At 27.7% G+C, this 17,284-nt stretch carries 14 protein-coding genes and 1 other annotated feature; of the genes, 1 reads left to right on the top strand and 13 read right to left on the bottom strand.

Going from position 1 to position 17,284, the window contains the following annotated elements; all coding sequences use genetic code 11:
- Positions 1 to 96: 96 nt before the first annotated feature.
- Positions 97 to 678, bottom strand: a complete 582-nt coding sequence (locus ACQRD5_RS02500) for a 50S ribosomal protein L25 (protein WP_294166961.1) — start codon at positions 676 to 678, stop codon at positions 97 to 99.
- Positions 679 to 881: 203 nt separating this feature from the next.
- Here ACQRD5_RS02500 and ACQRD5_RS02505 point away from each other — a divergent pair, with 203 nt between their 5' ends.
- Positions 882 to 2,345, top strand: a complete 1,464-nt coding sequence (locus tag ACQRD5_RS02505) for an aminotransferase class I/II-fold pyridoxal phosphate-dependent enzyme (protein ID WP_427746495.1) — start codon at positions 882 to 884, stop codon at positions 2,343 to 2,345.
- 23 nt (positions 2,346 to 2,368) lie between these two features.
- Here the strand turns inward: ACQRD5_RS02505 and ACQRD5_RS02510 are convergent, their stop codons facing one another.
- From ACQRD5_RS02510 to ACQRD5_RS02565, 12 genes are all read right to left on the bottom strand, one after another.
- Positions 2,369 to 3,493 (bottom strand): M15 family metallopeptidase, encoded by a 1,125-nt coding sequence (locus tag ACQRD5_RS02510; protein ID WP_308780086.1) that lies wholly within the window; start codon positions 3,491 to 3,493, stop codon positions 2,369 to 2,371.
- Positions 3,494 to 3,528: 35 nt separating this feature from the next.
- Positions 3,529 to 4,551: a hypothetical protein gene (locus ACQRD5_RS02515; RefSeq protein ID WP_294166964.1), complete on the bottom strand. Its 1,023-nt coding sequence runs from the start codon at positions 4,549 to 4,551 to the stop codon at positions 3,529 to 3,531.
- Positions 4,538 to 5,002, bottom strand: a complete 465-nt coding sequence (locus tag ACQRD5_RS02520) for a DUF523 domain-containing protein (RefSeq protein WP_320901856.1) — start codon at positions 5,000 to 5,002, stop codon at positions 4,538 to 4,540. The genes ACQRD5_RS02515 and ACQRD5_RS02520 overlap by 14 nt, the downstream gene beginning before the upstream one ends.
- 81 nt (positions 5,003 to 5,083) lie before the next feature.
- Positions 5,084 to 7,441 carry an endonuclease MutS2 gene (locus tag ACQRD5_RS02525; RefSeq protein WP_320901854.1) on the bottom strand — a complete coding sequence of 786 codons (2,358 nt, stop codon included), beginning with the start codon at positions 7,439 to 7,441 and terminating at the stop codon, positions 5,084 to 5,086.
- A 15-nt stretch (positions 7,442 to 7,456) separates the two neighbouring features.
- Positions 7,457 to 7,813 (bottom strand): hypothetical protein, encoded by a 357-nt coding sequence (locus ACQRD5_RS02530; RefSeq protein WP_291628213.1) that lies wholly within the window; start codon positions 7,811 to 7,813, stop codon positions 7,457 to 7,459.
- A 4-nt stretch (positions 7,814 to 7,817) separates the two neighbouring features.
- Complete coding sequence (locus ACQRD5_RS02535; protein WP_294170700.1) at positions 7,818 to 10,169, bottom strand: DUF3656 domain-containing U32 family peptidase; 2,352 nt, start codon at positions 10,167 to 10,169, stop codon at positions 7,818 to 7,820.
- Between the two features lie 138 nt (positions 10,170 to 10,307).
- Complete coding sequence (gene zapA, locus ACQRD5_RS02540; protein ID WP_294170701.1) at positions 10,308 to 10,961, bottom strand: cell division protein ZapA; 654 nt, start codon at positions 10,959 to 10,961, stop codon at positions 10,308 to 10,310.
- A gap of 205 nt (positions 10,962 to 11,166) precedes the next feature.
- The gene (locus ACQRD5_RS02545) at positions 11,167 to 11,976 is read right to left on the bottom strand and encodes a DUF368 domain-containing protein (RefSeq protein ID WP_294170703.1); all 810 of its coding nucleotides are present in this window, start codon (positions 11,974 to 11,976) and stop codon (positions 11,167 to 11,169) included.
- A 73-nt stretch (positions 11,977 to 12,049) separates the two neighbouring features.
- Positions 12,050 to 14,425: a phenylalanine--tRNA ligase subunit beta gene (gene pheT, locus ACQRD5_RS02550; RefSeq protein WP_427746496.1), complete on the bottom strand. Its 2,376-nt coding sequence runs from the start codon at positions 14,423 to 14,425 to the stop codon at positions 12,050 to 12,052.
- 20 nt (positions 14,426 to 14,445) lie between these two features.
- Positions 14,446 to 15,465 carry a phenylalanine--tRNA ligase subunit alpha gene (gene pheS / locus ACQRD5_RS02555; RefSeq protein WP_291628224.1) on the bottom strand — a complete coding sequence of 340 codons (1,020 nt, stop codon included), beginning with the start codon at positions 15,463 to 15,465 and terminating at the stop codon, positions 14,446 to 14,448.
- Positions 15,466 to 15,535: 70 nt separating this feature from the next.
- Positions 15,536 to 15,750: a binding site (T-box leader), on the bottom strand.
- A gap of 67 nt (positions 15,751 to 15,817) precedes the next feature.
- Complete coding sequence (locus tag ACQRD5_RS02560; protein ID WP_291628226.1) at positions 15,818 to 16,600, bottom strand: TrmH family RNA methyltransferase; 783 nt, start codon at positions 16,598 to 16,600, stop codon at positions 15,818 to 15,820.
- Between the two features lie 12 nt (positions 16,601 to 16,612).
- Positions 16,613 to 17,281, bottom strand: a complete 669-nt coding sequence (locus ACQRD5_RS02565; protein WP_291628228.1) for a potassium channel family protein — start codon at positions 17,279 to 17,281, stop codon at positions 16,613 to 16,615.
- Positions 17,282 to 17,284: the final 3 nt, after the last annotated feature.

The following is a 17,284-nucleotide window of genomic DNA, read 5'->3' on the forward strand; positions in this document are numbered from 1 at the left end:
TATACACCAAAGAAACTAAATATGGAATAAAAAAATGTAAAGAGTGAAAAATTTACACATCTTTACATTTTAAGACATTTTTCTATTAATTTCGTATTATTCTTGTGCAATTTCCATATTATCACTTACAGTTTTTCTCTCATATGTAACTGCTGCAATTACAGTATTTAAATTATCAATAATTGATAATTCTGAAGCTAATTCTAAATCTCCTGCTCTATATACATATCCATTATTACTTCCATCAATATTAATTTTTATATATTTAGGTAAATTATCTGCAGTACATTCAACTTTTATTGAGTCTTTTTCTTTTTGAAGTACCATACCTTTCTTATTTAAAAGTCCTTCACCTTCATAATATATTGGTACTGTTGAAATTATTTTCTTATTTTGATCTAACTCTTCTAAATCTAAATGAATTATTTTATGAGTAACAGGATCTCTTTGAACATCTTTTATTAGTGCTTTATGTTCTTTTCCATTTAAATTTAAATTTACAATTCCATGCTCTCCATTTTTTGCTATTTCTCTACATAATTCAATTTCTCCTACTTCAAAAACTAATTCATTTAATTTTTTTCCATATAATATTCCTGGAACTTTTCCTTGCCTTCTTATTTTTTTTGCATTGTTCGGTATACTATCATCTCTTTTATTTAAATTTAGGCTATTCACAACTAACTCCTCCTATTATTTAACTTTTCTTCAGATATTGTTATCATTTTTCATTATTTTTATTCAAAATTTAATAATTTACTATTTATAAAATAAATTAAAGGTTTATATTGCATAGTTATAATTATTAAAATATAATATTTATGTTTGTATAAAAATATATAAACAACAACAATACTATTCTTAAGAAAGAGGGTGCTTTTGTGTATAATATGAATCAAAATGAAACTCCACTATTTAATGCTTTAATGGAATATGTAAATAGAGAAACTCTACCCTTTCATGTACCAGGACACAAAAAAGGAGTTGGAATAGATAGCGAATTTAAAGATTTTATAGGAGAAAATCCATTTAAAATAGATGTTACTGTTTTTAAATTAGTAGATAGCTTACATCATCCTAATGGTCCCATTAAAAAGGCTCAAGAATTAGCTGCAGATGCCTACGGTTCTGATGCTACATTTTTCTCAATTCATGGGACGTCTGGTGCAATACAAGCTATGATATTATCAGTTGTAAATGATGGTGATAAAATTATTATCCCAAGAAATGTACATAAATCAGTTACTTCAGGAATAATACTTAGTGGTGCATCGCCAGTATTTATGGAGCCAGAAATAGATAAAAAACTAGGAATTGCTCATGGTGTTACTCCTGAAACTGTTTTAAAAACATTAGAAGAGAATCCTGACGCTAAAGCAGTGTTAATTATTAACCCTACCTATTATGGAGTTGCTACAGATATAAAGAAAATTGCAGAAATAGTACATAGCTACAATATACCTTTAATAGTAGATGAAGCTCATGGACCTCACTTAGCATTTTCAGAAAAACTACCAATGTCAGCACTTGAAGCAGGTGCAGACATTTGTGCTCAAAGCACTCATAAAATAATTGGTTCATTAACTCAAGGATCTTTATTGCATGTTAAAAGTAAATATGTTAATCCTAAAAGAGTTCAACAAATACTAAACTTACTACATACTACATCCCCATCATATATTTTAATGGCTTCTTTAGACACTGCTAGAAGGCAAATTGCCTTAGAAGGAAAGGATTTACTAGATAAAGCTATCAGTCTATGTAAATACACAAGAAATGAAATAAATAAAATTCCTGGATTTTATTGTTTTGGTGAAGAATTAGTTGGAAAACCTGGCTCATATTCCTTCGATCCTACTAAACTTACAATATCATCAAGAGAACTTGGAATAACAGGATTTGAACTAGATATGATTCTATCTGAAAAATATCATATTCAAATGGAACTATCTGACTTCTACAATGTTCTAGCCGTTGGCTCCTTTGGGGATACTAAAGAAGGAATGGATCAGTTAATATCTGCTCTAAAATCAATTTCTGAAGAATATTATTGTAAAAGAAAGCCTATTCCAGACTTCTTGGATATACCTTATATTCCTAAGAAAATATTAGAGCCAAGAAAAGCCTTTTATAGTGATAAAATATCTATTCCTTTAAAGGATAGTATAGGAGAAATATCTGGAGAATTCTTATTAGCTTATCCACCTGGAATACCTGTACTCTGTCCTGGTGAAATTATAACTAAAGAAGTTGTAGAATATGTATTTGATTTAAAAAGAGCTAACTTATATGTTCAAGGTACCGAAGATTCAACTGTAGAAAATATTAAAATAGTAAAAAAATAAAGGAGTTGCCTAAGCAGCTCCTTTTATATTCCTAAATATTCTTCTAATGTTAAATCATTATTTTCGAAATTTTTACTATGCTCTGTACCAATATATCTAAAATGCCAAGACTCATGCATATATCCTGTAATCCATTCTTTACCTTCTGGGTATCTTAAAATAAATCCATATTTTGTACAGTTTTTCTTAAGCCATTTAGCCTCTTCAGTATACTTAAAGTTTTCCTCTGCCCAAAGAGACCTATCTACACCACCTATATCAAAAGCTAATCCAGTTTGATGTTCACTAAATCCTGCCTTTGCAGAAAATGTATCAGTAGGGTCTTGTCCATAATTTGCTACATAATTATTATACAGTGTATTTTGACTCCAATAACTTCTATAGGTTGAGAACGCATTTAAATATATACCTTCTGCAGCTGCATCAGCCTTCATATTTTCAAAAGCTGTTCTTGCCTCTTTACTTTCCCCTGGAAGATATGTATCTGGCAGTCCATGCTCTTTATTGACAATTAATATACCATTTATATATTTAGGCTCTCTTAATCTAGCATTTTCATTTGATTTAGCTTCATAAGTTTCACTTATTCTTCTTGCATTGGCAATTTTCTTTGTTTCATCAATATAATTACTTAATTCATCTAATTTATCCTTAGATAATTTATATTCTTTATTCTCGAATAAATCACTATATTCATTAATATATTTATTTACTTTTTCTTTTTCATTATCAGTAAAATTATTTAAGCCCTTATCATTAATTGTATTAAAATATTCTTCTAATTCTATTGCATTTAATGCACTTAAATCATTAATTTTTGATTTCAACTCTAAAATTTGTTTTTCCACTTCCTCAGTAAATTCATTAGATAATTTACTTTCAATGTTCTTAATTAATTCATTTAATTCCTTTAAACTGTCTTCATTACCATATAAATTTGAATAACTAATCTTTAGATTTTTAAAATCATTTATATATTCTATATTTTCATTGAATCTTTCACTAGCTTTTACTTCTTTTCTAATTAATGAAAAATATTGAAATTTTATTGGTATATATATGAAAGACCATAAAACAACTAAAAATACAACTATTTTTATAAAATTATGTCTTGATTTTTTTCTACTTCTTTTTAAATTTTTTTTCAATTTCAAACCTCCAATGGTGTGCTTCTTGTAATTATTTATGCTTTTAAAAGCACTTCAAGATTTTCTCTTAAGTTCTTATCTAATGAATACTCACTTAAATAATATAACTTACTATTTATATCGTCATCATTTTTATCTAATGCGAAGTATGTTATTGCAGCATCTATACTTAGTTTATCTTCAATTTTATGTAAAGATATAACCTTTGGGTCACTTTCTTCTAACATCATTATTTCTTCTAAATTAATTGTACTCTTATTCATAGCAATGGCTTTTAAAAACTTTAAATGACCTTGAGTAAATTTTTCTGCTGCATTAATTAAATGATTTAATGTTCTGTATGCATATTCTATTTCTCCATTTTTTACAAAACTCTTATAAAAATGCTGTATTAATCCAATTACTTGATTATTACCTTTTATTTGAGACATAAATCCTAATATTGTAATTTTATTTTCATCATTGAAAGCCATTAAATTATTCATTATCCAATTTACTATTCCATCAGTTTCAACACCTTCACTTGCTAACTTACATAATAAATTTGTTGCTTTTAAATATAGCTTAGTGTTTTTTTGAGATAGCCTTTCTAAAATAGGAACTGCATCTTTCTTAAAACTATAAATTATCATTAAAATTGAATTTTCAACTGCTACTGCCCAATCTTGGTCATCAATATATTTATTAATATATCGAGTTGGTCTATGCATTTTACCACTTAAAAATTTGGGAATATCTTTAATATTTTCTTTTCCAATATTTTTAGCTGCTTCATATGCAGCACTTTTTACATCTTCAAAGTTATCATACAAATCTATTATTCTTAAAATTTCACTTGATATAAGCTCATCTATTTCTTCTTGAGTAAGCTTAACTTTTTCTATATTTTCTTCTTGTTCTTCAAAATTATCTTCTATTTCCTTCTTTAAATTACTTATATCAATGTTAATTTCGCTGTAATTATCTTTATTATTATCTATTATTTCAACCTTTTCTCTAAGGTTATCTTCATTATTTTCATTATGTTTTACTTTTCTTAAAAAATTAAAAATCCCCATTTATTTTACCTCCAAAGTCAACGTCACTTATAACTTCTATCCCATTTTCTTCTAAAATACTTGCAGTTATACCTTTTCCATATACTTTATTACCAGTGAAGCTACCATCGTAAATATAATTCACACCACAAGATGGGCTGCCATCCTTTAATATTGCAGCTTTGACATTACTTAACTTTGCAATATGTAAAGTTTCCATTGCCCCTTTAATAAAGGCTTCAGTTACGTCTACACCATCCTTAGTAATAACCTTATCATCTTCACATACTACTCTTTTTGCTGTACCTTTTATCTCAGCTGGTATTCTAGGTGTTGAAAGACCTCCTAATTGCTCAGGGCAAACTAAAACAGCTTTTCCTTCTTTTAAAAGTTCTAAGCAAGTTTCATTTAAATTATTACTTCCATTATATTTACAATTTACACCACATAAACAACTACTAATAAGATACATATTAACACCTCTATTCACACATTATTATATCATAAAAAAAGACCCGAAAAAACGAGTCTTTTTATTTTAATATTATTTTAATTATTTTAATACTACAATAGTAACTCCATCTCCACCTTCACCATATTCACCAAGTCTATAGTTTTTAACATGTGGATGTCTCTTAAGCATATCATTTATGGCTTTTCTAAGAACTCCTGTACCCTTTCCATGTACTATAGTAACCTCACCTAAATTAGCCATATAAGCTTCATCTAAATACTTATCTACCTTATAACACGCTTCTTCTGAATCCATTCCTCTTAAATCCACTCTACTCTCTACAGATTTTAAATTTAAATTAAGCTCTCTTCTTTTTCTTTCTTTTTTAGTAGTTGCATTTTTTATTTTTCTTAAATCTTTAAGTTTAACATTTATTTTCATTATACCAGCTTCTACTTGAACTTCCCCTTTTGAATCAGGCATTGAAATAATAATTACATTTTGATTTAGTGATGGTAAATAAGCATCCATTCCTAATGTAACCTTATCTATTACTTCTCCATTATTTTCTCTTTCTTTAATTAATGAAGCCTCTTTATTTTCTAAACTATCCTTAAGTTTTTTTCTTTCCTCTTCAAGTCTTGCTCTTCCACCTTGAGCTATTCCAAGTTTTTCTAACTCTCTCATAGCTTTTAATATTTCATCAGCTTCATCCTTTGCTCTAGCAATAATATTTCTAGCTTCTTGTCTTGCTTCACTATAAGCCTTATCTCTTATTTCATCTAGTTTTTTAAGCTTTTCATCATATTTCTTTTTCAGTTCATCAGCTTCTATCTTTAATTTTTTAGCTTCTCTTGCATCTCTATTAGCTAAAATACTTTTTTCTTGTAAATCTCTTATTAAATCTTCAAATTTTAGATTTTCTGAAGATATATTTTGTCTAGCTTTAGATATTACCTCTTCTCTTAATCCTAATCTCTTTGATATTTCAAAAGCATTAGATTTACCTGGAATACCTATTAACAATCTATAAGTTGGTTTTAAAGTTTCAACATCAAATTCTACAGAAGCATTTTCTATACCTGATGTTCTTAGTGCATATCCTTTTAACTCACTATAGTGAGTTGTTGCAATTATTCTAGCCCCCTGCTCTCTTAAAGTTTCTATTATAGAAATAGCTAATGCAGCTCCCTCTGTAGGGTCAGTACCAGAACCTATTTCATCAAAAAGAACTAAAGAACTCTCATCTGCACTTTCCATTATTTTCACAATACTCGTCATATGAGAAGAAAATGTTGATAGAGATTGCTCTATACTTTGTTCATCTCCTATATCAGCAAATATACTTCTAAAAAAGCTTACACTTGAATTGTCTTTTGCAGGAATTAATAATCCACTTAACGCCATTAAGTGTAATAAACCTACGGTTTTTAAAGTAACAGTCTTTCCTCCCGTATTAGGTCCTGTTATCATTAAAGTGCTAAATTCCTTTCCTAAGTATATGTCTGAAGGAACTACAAATTTTGGATCAATAAGAGGATGCCTTCCTTGAATTATGTCAAAACTTTTATCTTCATTTACTTCTGGACATATAGCATTTAAACTTGAAGCATATTTACCTTTTGCAAAAATAAAATCCAGTTCTGTTAAAATGTTAAAATTACTTTCAACAGTATCTATTACATCAAAAACCTTATTAGATAAATCCATTAATATTCTTTCAATTTCTGCTTTTTCTTTAAGCTTAAGCTCTTTTATTTCATTATTCAAATTAACAAGGCTCATAGGTTCTATAAAAAGAGTAGCACCTGTAGAGCTTTGATCATGTACAAGTCCTGGAACTGCACTTTTATATTCAGCCTTTACAGGCAGTACATATCTATCTCCTCTCATAGTATATAGCGAATCCTGAAGATATTTTGCATTTGATCTCACTATTGAATTTATTTTATCTCTTACGGATGAATTCTTTTCTTTTAAATTTCTTCTAATAGAATTTAATGTACCACTTGCCCTATCACTAATTTCTTCTTCTGATATTATTGATATTTCAATAGTATCTTCTAAGTTCTTAATAGGTGTTAAAATATATGCAAGATCTTCTAAAATTAAATGAGCTGTTTCATCTTCTCTTCTTGATATATAATTTTTGAAATTTCTTGAGCATTTAAGCATACCACCTATTTTTAGTAGTTGACCTGGAGATAATACTCCCCCTTTTTTTGCCCTTTCTACCCCTTCCTTTACATCATGTAATCCTTCAAATGGAGGATTACCTTTTGTTATCAAAAGATCTAGTGCCTCATCTGTTTCTTTTAATTTTTTCCTTACTTCATATATAGTTTCATAAGGCTGTAATTTGTCAATCATTTCTTTACTGCTAGTAGTTATGGCATAATCTTTTAATTTATCTTTAATCTTATTAAATTCTAATACTTTAAGAGTTCGTTCTTGCATATTCTCTCCTTTTCATTATTTACTATTTTTATTAAGTAAATTACTAATACTTTTATTAAAACATTTATAATTATAAATTCCTAATATAGTACCAACCAAGCTATATAAAATAGTTAAACCTAAAAATGTATTAGATACTATTTTATTATTAGCATCAATAAATATGGCTAAAAAACATAATGTAATACCTATAGATACTATAAAAATAAGTTTTTTCCATAGTTTATTTAGTGAAGTAATATACTTTACTCTAGATATACTTCTAAAATCTATTATTGACTTATTGTTTTTATATTTCCTTGATAAAAATATAAATATAAAATTTAATAAAACAGTTACTATAATTAAAATAATACTTATAAATAACTTCATAATTCTACTCTATCCCTCTTCTATAATGACCTTTAGTATATTCATTTGAATTTATTGATTCTTCTCTATTTATCATTCTTAAAACCTTTTTAACTTCATTATAGCTTTCATCTCTAAATTCCACTCTAAATGAATTAACCCCAAGGCTTATTAAATCTTCTTTTTCTTCTATAAGATTTATTGGTTTTGGATTTAAAATATAACTTCTACAAAATATATCTGTCATAATTCTAAATTTTTCATTCATTCTATCTACTAAAGTAAATTTATCTCTAGTACATGCTAAATTACAATCACTACAAGCAGACTTTTCCCCAAAGGTACTTCCAATAGGACAATATTCACTTATCATAAGCTCAGTTTTCCCATATATTATCCCTTGAACATTTCCTGTGTTATTTTTTAATAAAGCTTTAATTTCTTTTCTATTTAGTTCAAGACTAAGTGTTGGAATATCTAACTCTTTTTGATAGAATTTTAGAGCTTGTGAATTTATTATATTAAGCTTATAATCTCCTATTATAATTAATTCATGTTGATATTTTCTTATAATCCCAACATTAACAGTAACAATTCCTTTTATATATTTCTTAACTTTATCAATTATATTAGTAACTTTATCAAATTCATTTTTTATAATATTTGGTATCTTTAAATATATATTTAATCCTTCTATATTGCTTAATTCTTTTATGTCATTAACTTTTAAGGCATCCCTATCTCTATTAAATACATCAATAGCAATATTCTTTATTCCTTCATCTAAAAGAGCTTTTAATTGTTCTTTAGTTATACATTGATACAATAAATCTGTATTAATAGGTTTATTATTTTTTTCATTATTTTTTATTCCTATTTCCGGCCTTCTTCTTCTAAAAGATTTTGTTATATTTTTTTGAATACCTTCTAAAGCTTCCCTTCTTAGATTATTTAAATCACTAATCTTTATAAAGCCATCTTCAAAGCTTCTAAAATCTACAGAATCGATCTTAAAGGCACTTTCAGAAGATTTAAGAAATGATTCAACTATTCTGTCTTTACTTAAAGGTCTTCTTTCTGCTTTTTCAACTTTTTCACCTAAAAATATATACTCTTTACCTTGATAATTAATTAGTAGCTTTAAAGGTTCTGATACTCTAAAATCCACTTCTGCTTTTAAATTAATCTTTCTGTTATAAGGTTTTAAAGCATCTTCTAGAGAATCAAAAAGTTTTTTATCTGAGGATTTAAATATTTCATCACCAACTTTATATGCAGTTGGAAATATCTTTACCCTTTCTCCTCTACTGGCTTCTTTAACTTCCTTTCCATTTTTAATTATTTTATTAATGTTGTATCCAGTTTCTCTAAATCTAAAGCCATCTCCTATGCTAATATTCTCTTTTAATAATATCTCTCCATTTTTTTCAATCCTACCTAAAGGTAAACCTGTATTTCTTGGGTTATTAAAACTCATCATATCCTTACCAAGGTTTTTGTGTAAATAAGCTGTTGAAAATCCACCTCTATTGAAAAGTTGTAGTAATTCTCGCTTACCTTTAGAAACGTTGTACTCTGTTTTATATAGTTCTTTTTCAACTGCCTTTTTGTAATTATCAACTACTCCTGCAACATATTCCGGTCTTTTCATTCTACCTTCAATTTTTAAAGAATATGCTCCAGAATCTATAATATCTCCAATACTATCAAGTGTACATGTATCCTTAGGGCTTAATAAATATGCTTTCTTTTCTCCTGAATTTTCTCCTTTAAGAGTATATTCCATTCTACATGGCTGAGCACACCTTCCTCTATTTCCACTTCTTCCACCTATCATAGAACTCATAAGACATTGCCCTGAATAAGATACACATAATGCTCCATGTACAAATATTTCTGTTTCTATGCCTAAATCTTTAGAAATATATTTAATTTCATCTAAAGATAATTCTCTTGATAGAACTATTCTATGGAAACCTTTTTCCTTAAAAAATAATGCCCCTTCCCCATTATGTATAGTCATTTGAGTAGATGCATGAATTTCAAAATCAGGGTAATCTTCTTTTACTCTTTTGAATAATCCTAAATCTTGAATAATTATAGCATCTACTCCTATTTCATACAAAAACCCAACATATCTTACTGCTTCTTCAATTTCATTTTCCTTTAAAATAGTATTTAATGTTACATAAACTTTAGCACCATAACTATGGGCATAATCTACTGCTTTAATCATATTGTCATTATCAAAATTAGAGGCATATGCCCTTGCTGAAAACTTATTACCACCTAGATATATAGCATCTGCTCCCTTATTCATAGCTGCAATAAGACTTTCCATGCTCCCAGCAGGAGCTAAAATTTCAACTTTTTTCATAAATACTTCTCCTAAACTTTAGTATAGTAATCTAAAATCTTTATTATTATATATAACATAATTTTAGAATTTTTTCTATTTTATAATTAGTTAACTCTAATAAACATAAAATATGATTATTAATTAATTTCTTTTGCTTTATTTTAAAAATGAATTCCCCTTCTTTTTTTCTACTGCAAGCTCAATCTGAGAATCCATTAATTTTTTTTCTAAATCTAATACCTTATACTTTAAATTTTGTAATTGAAACTTAGTATCTTTATTTATCTTCTTAAGATTGTCCTTTTGTGATTTAATCCTTATGTAATCTGCTTCCATCATTCTATATTCTTCATCTAATTTCATAAAATTTTCTTTATAATTTTCTTCATCTTCTTTTATTGAATCATTGTTTTTTTTGATAATTTCAATTTCCTTATGATAATTCTCAATTTCTTCTTTAAGTACTAAATTTTCACTTTTTATATCTTCTATTACTTTCTTTAATACCTCAACATTCTCAGCATTATCTCTTAATTCTTTTAGTCGTTCCTTAAGAGTAGTATTTCTTTCCTCTAAAGACGTATTCTTCTTAATTAAAGTTTCTACCTCTTCATCTGCTTTAAATAATTCATCTGCTATATTTAAAGCAACTAAAGTTGCACCTGCTGTAGAACTTAACTTTCTATTATTTGCCATTATATCTTTAACTTTTTCATTCACATATTTAGCTATCTCTACTAAATATTCTTCACTTTCTCTTCCCTTTAAATTATAATCCATTCCATTTATATTTATAGTAACTGTACTCATAACACACCTCATTAACATAATAATTATATAATTTAATTTTAACATAAATGTACCATAGTATATATAAGAAAATATAATCTAATTATAAATTCAATAAAAAAATAGATAAATACTATATTATTTGATCCAAATCATAATAACATAATACTTATCTACTTATAAATTAACATAATAATTTTTAATTTTATCAAATCATAATAATTACCTAAATTTCATTTTTACCTATAACATAAGCAATTATAAACCCAACAATAAGTGCTATTATAGATACTAACCCCATTACTCCAAGCGTAAAACCTGGATATATTACAAATACAGATCCCATAACTAATCCTAAAATAATACAATAAGCTGTTTGAGGATACTTGTTAAATATTTTCTCTATTAATTTTGTCATTAATAAAAATCCTGCTAATACTCCTACACCAACTATTGCTATACTTATTAAATCAAAGTTCTTAATTATTTCAATTATTGGTTCGTATAATCCTATCAGTAACAATACAAAGGAGCCACTTATTCCAGGTAATATCATAGTTGCAGCTGCTATAAATCCAGCTACAAAAAAACCAATTGTATTAGCTTTAAAAATTGTGCTTAAAAATGAAGCATTTGGATTTATTTTTTCTAATATTCCTAAGCCTGCTACAATAGCAAATCCTATAATTAATCCTGTAAGATTTCCAGCTTTTATTTTTGTTACTGTAGCCTTTTTATATATTAACGGAACTGTACCAAGGATTAATCCTATAAAGAAAAAGTTAGTTTGTTCATTAAAATTTTTAAGTAAATAATCAATTACATTAGTAAACAATAATATTCCAAGTACCGCCCCAATACCTAGTGTTCCTAAAAATAATATATTTTTCTTTATATCTTTAAAAAAATTATTAACTGAATATATTATTTTATCATATATTCCCATAACAACAGCCATAGTACCACCACTAACCCCTGGTATAACATTAGAGATTCCTATAACCATTCCTTTTAGTAAATCTATTATGTGCTTCATATAATCTCCTTTATTACTATAATTTAAAAAGAATGGTGCTGCCACAATATATCGTAACAGCACAAATTAATTATTATCTTAAAGTAGCTCCAAGCTTGTGTTCAAGACTTCTTAAAATCTTATCATGAACCTTATTAACATCATTATCTGTTAATGTCTTTTTCTCATCCCTATATGCTATAGCATATGCTATACTCTTCTTACCTTCCGGTATTTGAGCACCCTTATATATATCAAATAATTCTACCTTTTCAACTAAATTACCACCAGCTCTTCTAATAGTATCTTCTATCTCTTGAACTAGAATTTCATCGTCTACAAGTAATGCAATATCTCTTGTAACTGCTGGGAATTTAGGTAGAGCCTTATATTTCTTATCTGTTTTAGCATACTCAAATAATAAATCTAAGTTTAATTCTGCTAAGTAGCAATTTTCATCTACGCCATAGTTCTCTGAAACATCTGGATGTACTTCTCCTAAAACACCAACCTTTTTATTTCCTCTCATTAAAGCAGCTGTTTTTCCTGGGTGGTAGCTTGGATTATCACTTTCTCTAGTAAACTTAACCTTACTTAATCCTAATTTTTCAAGAGCATTTTCTACTACTCCTTTTAAATCTAAATAATCACAATTGCCATACATTCCTATAGTTAAAATATTATTTTCAGTTGGAATTACAGTTTCATCTTCATTAGGAATATAAACTTTTCCTATTTCAAATAATCTCGCATAAGCATTGTTTCTTGAATAATTCCTTCCTAATGATTCCATCATAGAATGAATTGTAGTTGTTCTCATTACAGAATAATCTTCACCTAATGGATTTTTAATTTTTATAACATTTCTTAACTCACTATCTTGTGGTAAATTAATCTTGTCAAAAACTTTAGGAGAAATAAATGAATAACTTATTGATTGATTTAATCCACTTGATACCATTACATCAACTATTAAATCTCTTAATATTTGATTTTTATATTTTGGTTCTCTTCCAGTAGATGCACTATAAATTGTTGTAGGAATCTTATCATATCCATAAATTCTTGCAACTTCTTCTGCTATATCTTCCTTTATACCAATATCTATTCTAAAAGTTGGTATTGTTATATCTAAGTTATCTTCATTTATTTCTGTCTTTAATTCTAATAAATCAAGATACTTTTTCATATCTTCTTTAGAAATTTCTGTTCCTAAGAATTTATTTATCCATTTAGAATCTACAGTAATATGTCCCTCTTCCTTTTTAGAGTTATATATATCTATAGTTCCTTCCATAATTTCACCACAACCAAGCTCACATACTAATGCACAAGCTCTGTTTATAGCTATTTCTGCTAAGTTTGGATCTATATCTTTTTCAAATCTTGCTGAACTTTCGCTTCTTAAGTTTAACTTTTTAGAGTTAACTCTAATATTTGTTCCATCAAAATTTGCTGCTTCAAAAATAACTTCTGTAGTATCTTCTTGAATTTCTGAATTTAAACCACCCATTATTCCAGCAAGACCTATAGAAGTTTCATCATCTTTAATACATAAGAATGATGAATCTAATTTTCTTTCTATTTCGTCTAAAGTAACAAATATTTCATCATCTTTAGCTCTTTCAACAACTATTTTACCACTTTTAATTTCTCTTGCATCAAAGGCATGCATAGGTTCACCTATTTCTAACATAACAAAGTTAGTAATATCAACTATATTATTTATAGGTCTAACTCCTGCTTCTAACAGTCTTTCTTGCATCCAACCTGGTGAAGGCATAATTTTAACATTTTTAACACCTCTAGCCATATATCTTCTGCATAGCGAATCTCTAACTTCTACTTTGATTTTATCATTAATATTTTCACTAGTCTTAACTTCATAATTTAAGTTTGGCATTTTATAAGATGTTCCTAATGTTGCAGCTGTTTCTCTTGCCATACCAACCATACTTAAGCAGTCTGGTCTATTTGAAGTAATATCAAAATCTAATATTGATTTATTAAGATTTAAATATTCTTTAATATCCATACCTAATGGAGCATCAGCCGGTAATATCATAAGACCATGAACTGGTTCATCACCAGCTATACCAAGTTCTTCTTCTGAACAAAACATACCATTAGATACTACACCTCTAAGTTTTCCTTTTTTTATTTCTGTTCCATCAGCTAATATTGATTTATGAAGGGCAACGGGTACTATATCTTGCTCCTTCATATTAGTAGCTGCTGTAACTATTTGAATAGTTTCTGTTCCAATATCCACTTGACAAACCTTTAATTTATCAGCATCTGGATGTTGTGTAATTTCTACTATTTTACCTGTAACAATATTTTTAATTTCATCACCTTGAGTTATTACCTCTTCTAGTGCTGAGCCTGATAAAGTTAATCTATCTCCAAGTTCTTTTGCATCTATATTTACATCAACGTAATCTTTAAGCCAATTAAATGGGACTTTCATATTTTTTTACCTCCTGTTAATTAAAATTGATTTAAGAATCTCATATCACTTTCATATAATAATCTGATGTCATCAATGCCATACTTAAGCATAACCATTCTATCAACACCAAATCCGAAGGCAAATCCACTATATACCTCAGGATCTATTCCACAGTTTCTAAGTACTTGTGGGTGAACCATTCCACATCCTAATAGCTCTATCCAACCGCTTCCCTTACATACTCTACATCCCTTACCTTCACAAACGAAACAAGTTGCATCCATTTCTGCTGAAGGTTCTGTAAATGGGAAGTGATGTGGTCTAAATTTAGTTTTAACCTTATCTCCAAACATTTTTTTAGCAAAAAGTTCTAAGGTACCTTTAAGATCAGCAAAAGTTACTCCCTTATCAATTACTAACCCTTCCATTTGATAGAAAATTGGTGAGTGAGTTGCATCAACTGCATCTGATCTATAAACTTTACCAGGTCCTATCATCTTTATTGGAGGTGCTTGATTTTCCATAACTCTTATTTGAACTGGTGAAGTTTGAGTTCTTAAAACTAAATTGTCATTTATATAAAATGTATCTTGTTCACTTCTTGCTGGGTGATTCTTAGGTATATTTAAGGCCTCAAAATTATAATAATCTAATTCTACTTCTGGACCTTCTTCTACTGTGAATCCCATAGATATAAATATATCCTTCATACTTTCTAAAGTTAAATCAAGAGGATGTCTCTTACCAATCATGTTTTTCTTTCCTGGCATAGATATATCTATAACTTCAGAAGCCAATTTATCATTTTTTTCTTTTTCCTTAATTATATTAAGCTTTTCTTCTATCTTATCTTCTACTTCTTTCTTAACTTCATTAACAAGCTTTCCTACTACTGGTCTCTCTTCCTTAGATAAACCTCCCATACTTCTTAGTATAGTAGTTAGCTCTCCCTTTTTACCTAAATACTTTACTCTTATTTCTTCTAATTTTGAGCTACTATCTGCATTTGTTAATTCATTAAATGCACTTTCTTTAATAGATATTAACTTTTCTTGCATGTTTTTTCCTCCCTTATAATATAAAATTAGAAAATATTATTTCATAAATAACAAAAAAACTCCGTCCCATAAAAGGGACGAAGTGTCGCGTTACCACCCTAATTGGTTAAGAAAACTTAACCCAACTTAATTCGAATAACGGAAAACCCGCTAGAAACTACTATTATTTCACTTCTAGGACTCCTGAGGGAACTTCAATATAAATTTCTATAAAACAGCTTTCAGTCTATGGCTATTTCTCCCTGAAAAGTCCTTTATATTTACTTTCTCATTCACAGTCTTTACATATTCAATTTACAATTTATTATACAAATAAAATTAATTAATTTCAATAGTAACTTTCTATTTCTTACTAAATCAAATTTTGTCTTACTTTTTCAAATAATATTATTGAAGTAGCAATAGATACATTTAAAGATTCTGCTCCTCCTGGCATAGGTATTTTAACTTTTTTATCTGCTAACTCAAAAAGTTCATCACTTATACCATTTCCTTCATTTCCTACAGCTAATATAGTTTTTCCTCTAAGATCTTCTTCAAAGAAATTTTTAGATTCAGCTAAAGATGTAGCAACTAAATTAAATCCATCTTCTTTTAATAATCTTATAATTCTATAATTCTCATCATCATAAAATATTGGAATATAAAAAATTGATCCCATAGTAGATCTTATGGTTTTATCATTATAAATATCTACTGTTCCCTTTGTTAATATTATTCCATTTACACCTGCTGCATGAGCAGTTCTTATTATTGTTCCTAAATTACCTGGATCTTGAACCTTATCACAAATTAAATAAAAATCTCCATCTAAAGTATTTTTATTATTTTTTTTCTTAACAATCGCTATAATCCCTTGAGGGTTTTCTGTAGATGCAATTTGCATAAATAAATTATTAGATAAAAAACTAATTTTCCCACCTAAGTCATTATTTTTTAGTAAGAATTCTTCAAATCGTTCCTCATACTCTTTTGAAATAATAATATACTCTATTTCCATCTTTGCCTTTATAGCTTCATCTATTAGCCTAAGACCTTCTAAGATAAATAAACCTTCTTTATTCCTAAATTTTCTTTCTTTAAGTTTTTTAATATACTTAAATAAGTTATTATCCTTACTTTCTATATATATCAAAATAGCACCTCATTACTTTGATTTAACTATCATACCTTCTAATTTGCTTAAATCTTCAGCTGATCCTATAGCTACTATTATATCATTTGCTTCTATTATATCATCAGCTGCTGGTGATAAATTAACTTCATCACCTCTTTTTATAGCCATAACATTTATACCATATTTTCTTCTAAGTTTTAATTCATTTAATGTTTTTCCTGCCCATTCATCTAACACTTGAATTTCCATAACACTATAATCGTCAGAAAGTTCTATATAATCCAATATATTAGCTGAAACTAAATTATGAGCTACTCTAATTCCCATATCTTTTTCTGGAAGTACAACTCTGTCAGCACCTATTTTATACAATACTTTTGCATGTAAATCACTGTGACCTTTAGCAATTATATATTTTACACCAAGTTCTTTAACTAATAATGTAGCCATAATGCTAGACTGGATATTATCCCCTATAGTTACAACCGCTACATCAAAATTTCTTATTCCTAATGATCTTAATGCATTTTCATCAGTTGCATCTAATTGAACTGCATGTGTTACACTATCTGCTATTTCTTGAACTATATCTTCATCTTTATCTATAGCCAATACATCATTTCCTAAAGAATATAATGTCTTAGCAATTGAAGCTCCAAATCTACCAAGTCCTATTATTACAAATTGTTTATTTGACAAACT

Origin of the sequence: Clostridium sp. SGI.024 (assembly GCF_050315195.1) — a bacterium.
Lineage (GTDB): Bacteria > Bacillota > Clostridia > Clostridiales > Clostridiaceae > Clostridium.

Excerpts from the sequence above, each read along its gene's own strand:
- ACQRD5_RS02545 (WP_294170703.1), bottom strand. The coding sequence starts at position 11,976 with ATGAAGCACATAATAGATTTACTAAAAGGAATGGTTATAGGAATCTCT.
- ACQRD5_RS02520 (WP_320901856.1), bottom strand. The coding sequence starts at position 5,002 with ATGTATCTTATTAGTAGTTGTTTATGTGGTGTAAATTGTAAATATAAT.
- ACQRD5_RS02515 (WP_294166964.1), bottom strand. The coding sequence starts at position 4,551 with ATGGGGATTTTTAATTTTTTAAGAAAAGTAAAACATAATGAAAATAAT.
- ACQRD5_RS02530 (WP_291628213.1), bottom strand. The coding sequence starts at position 7,813 with ATGAAGTTATTTATAAGTATTATTTTAATTATAGTAACTGTTTTATTA.
- pheT (WP_427746496.1), bottom strand. The coding sequence starts at position 14,425 with ATGAAAGTCCCATTTAATTGGCTTAAAGATTACGTTGATGTAAATATA.
- zapA (WP_294170701.1), bottom strand. The coding sequence starts at position 10,961 with ATGAGTACAGTTACTATAAATATAAATGGAATGGATTATAATTTAAAG.
- pheS (WP_291628224.1), bottom strand. The coding sequence starts at position 15,465 with ATGCAAGAAAAGTTAATATCTATTAAAGAAAGTGCATTTAATGAATTA.
- ACQRD5_RS02535 (WP_294170700.1), bottom strand. The coding sequence starts at position 10,169 with ATGAAAAAAGTTGAAATTTTAGCTCCTGCTGGGAGCATGGAAAGTCTT.
- ACQRD5_RS02525 (WP_320901854.1), bottom strand. The coding sequence starts at position 7,441 with ATGCAAGAACGAACTCTTAAAGTATTAGAATTTAATAAGATTAAAGAT.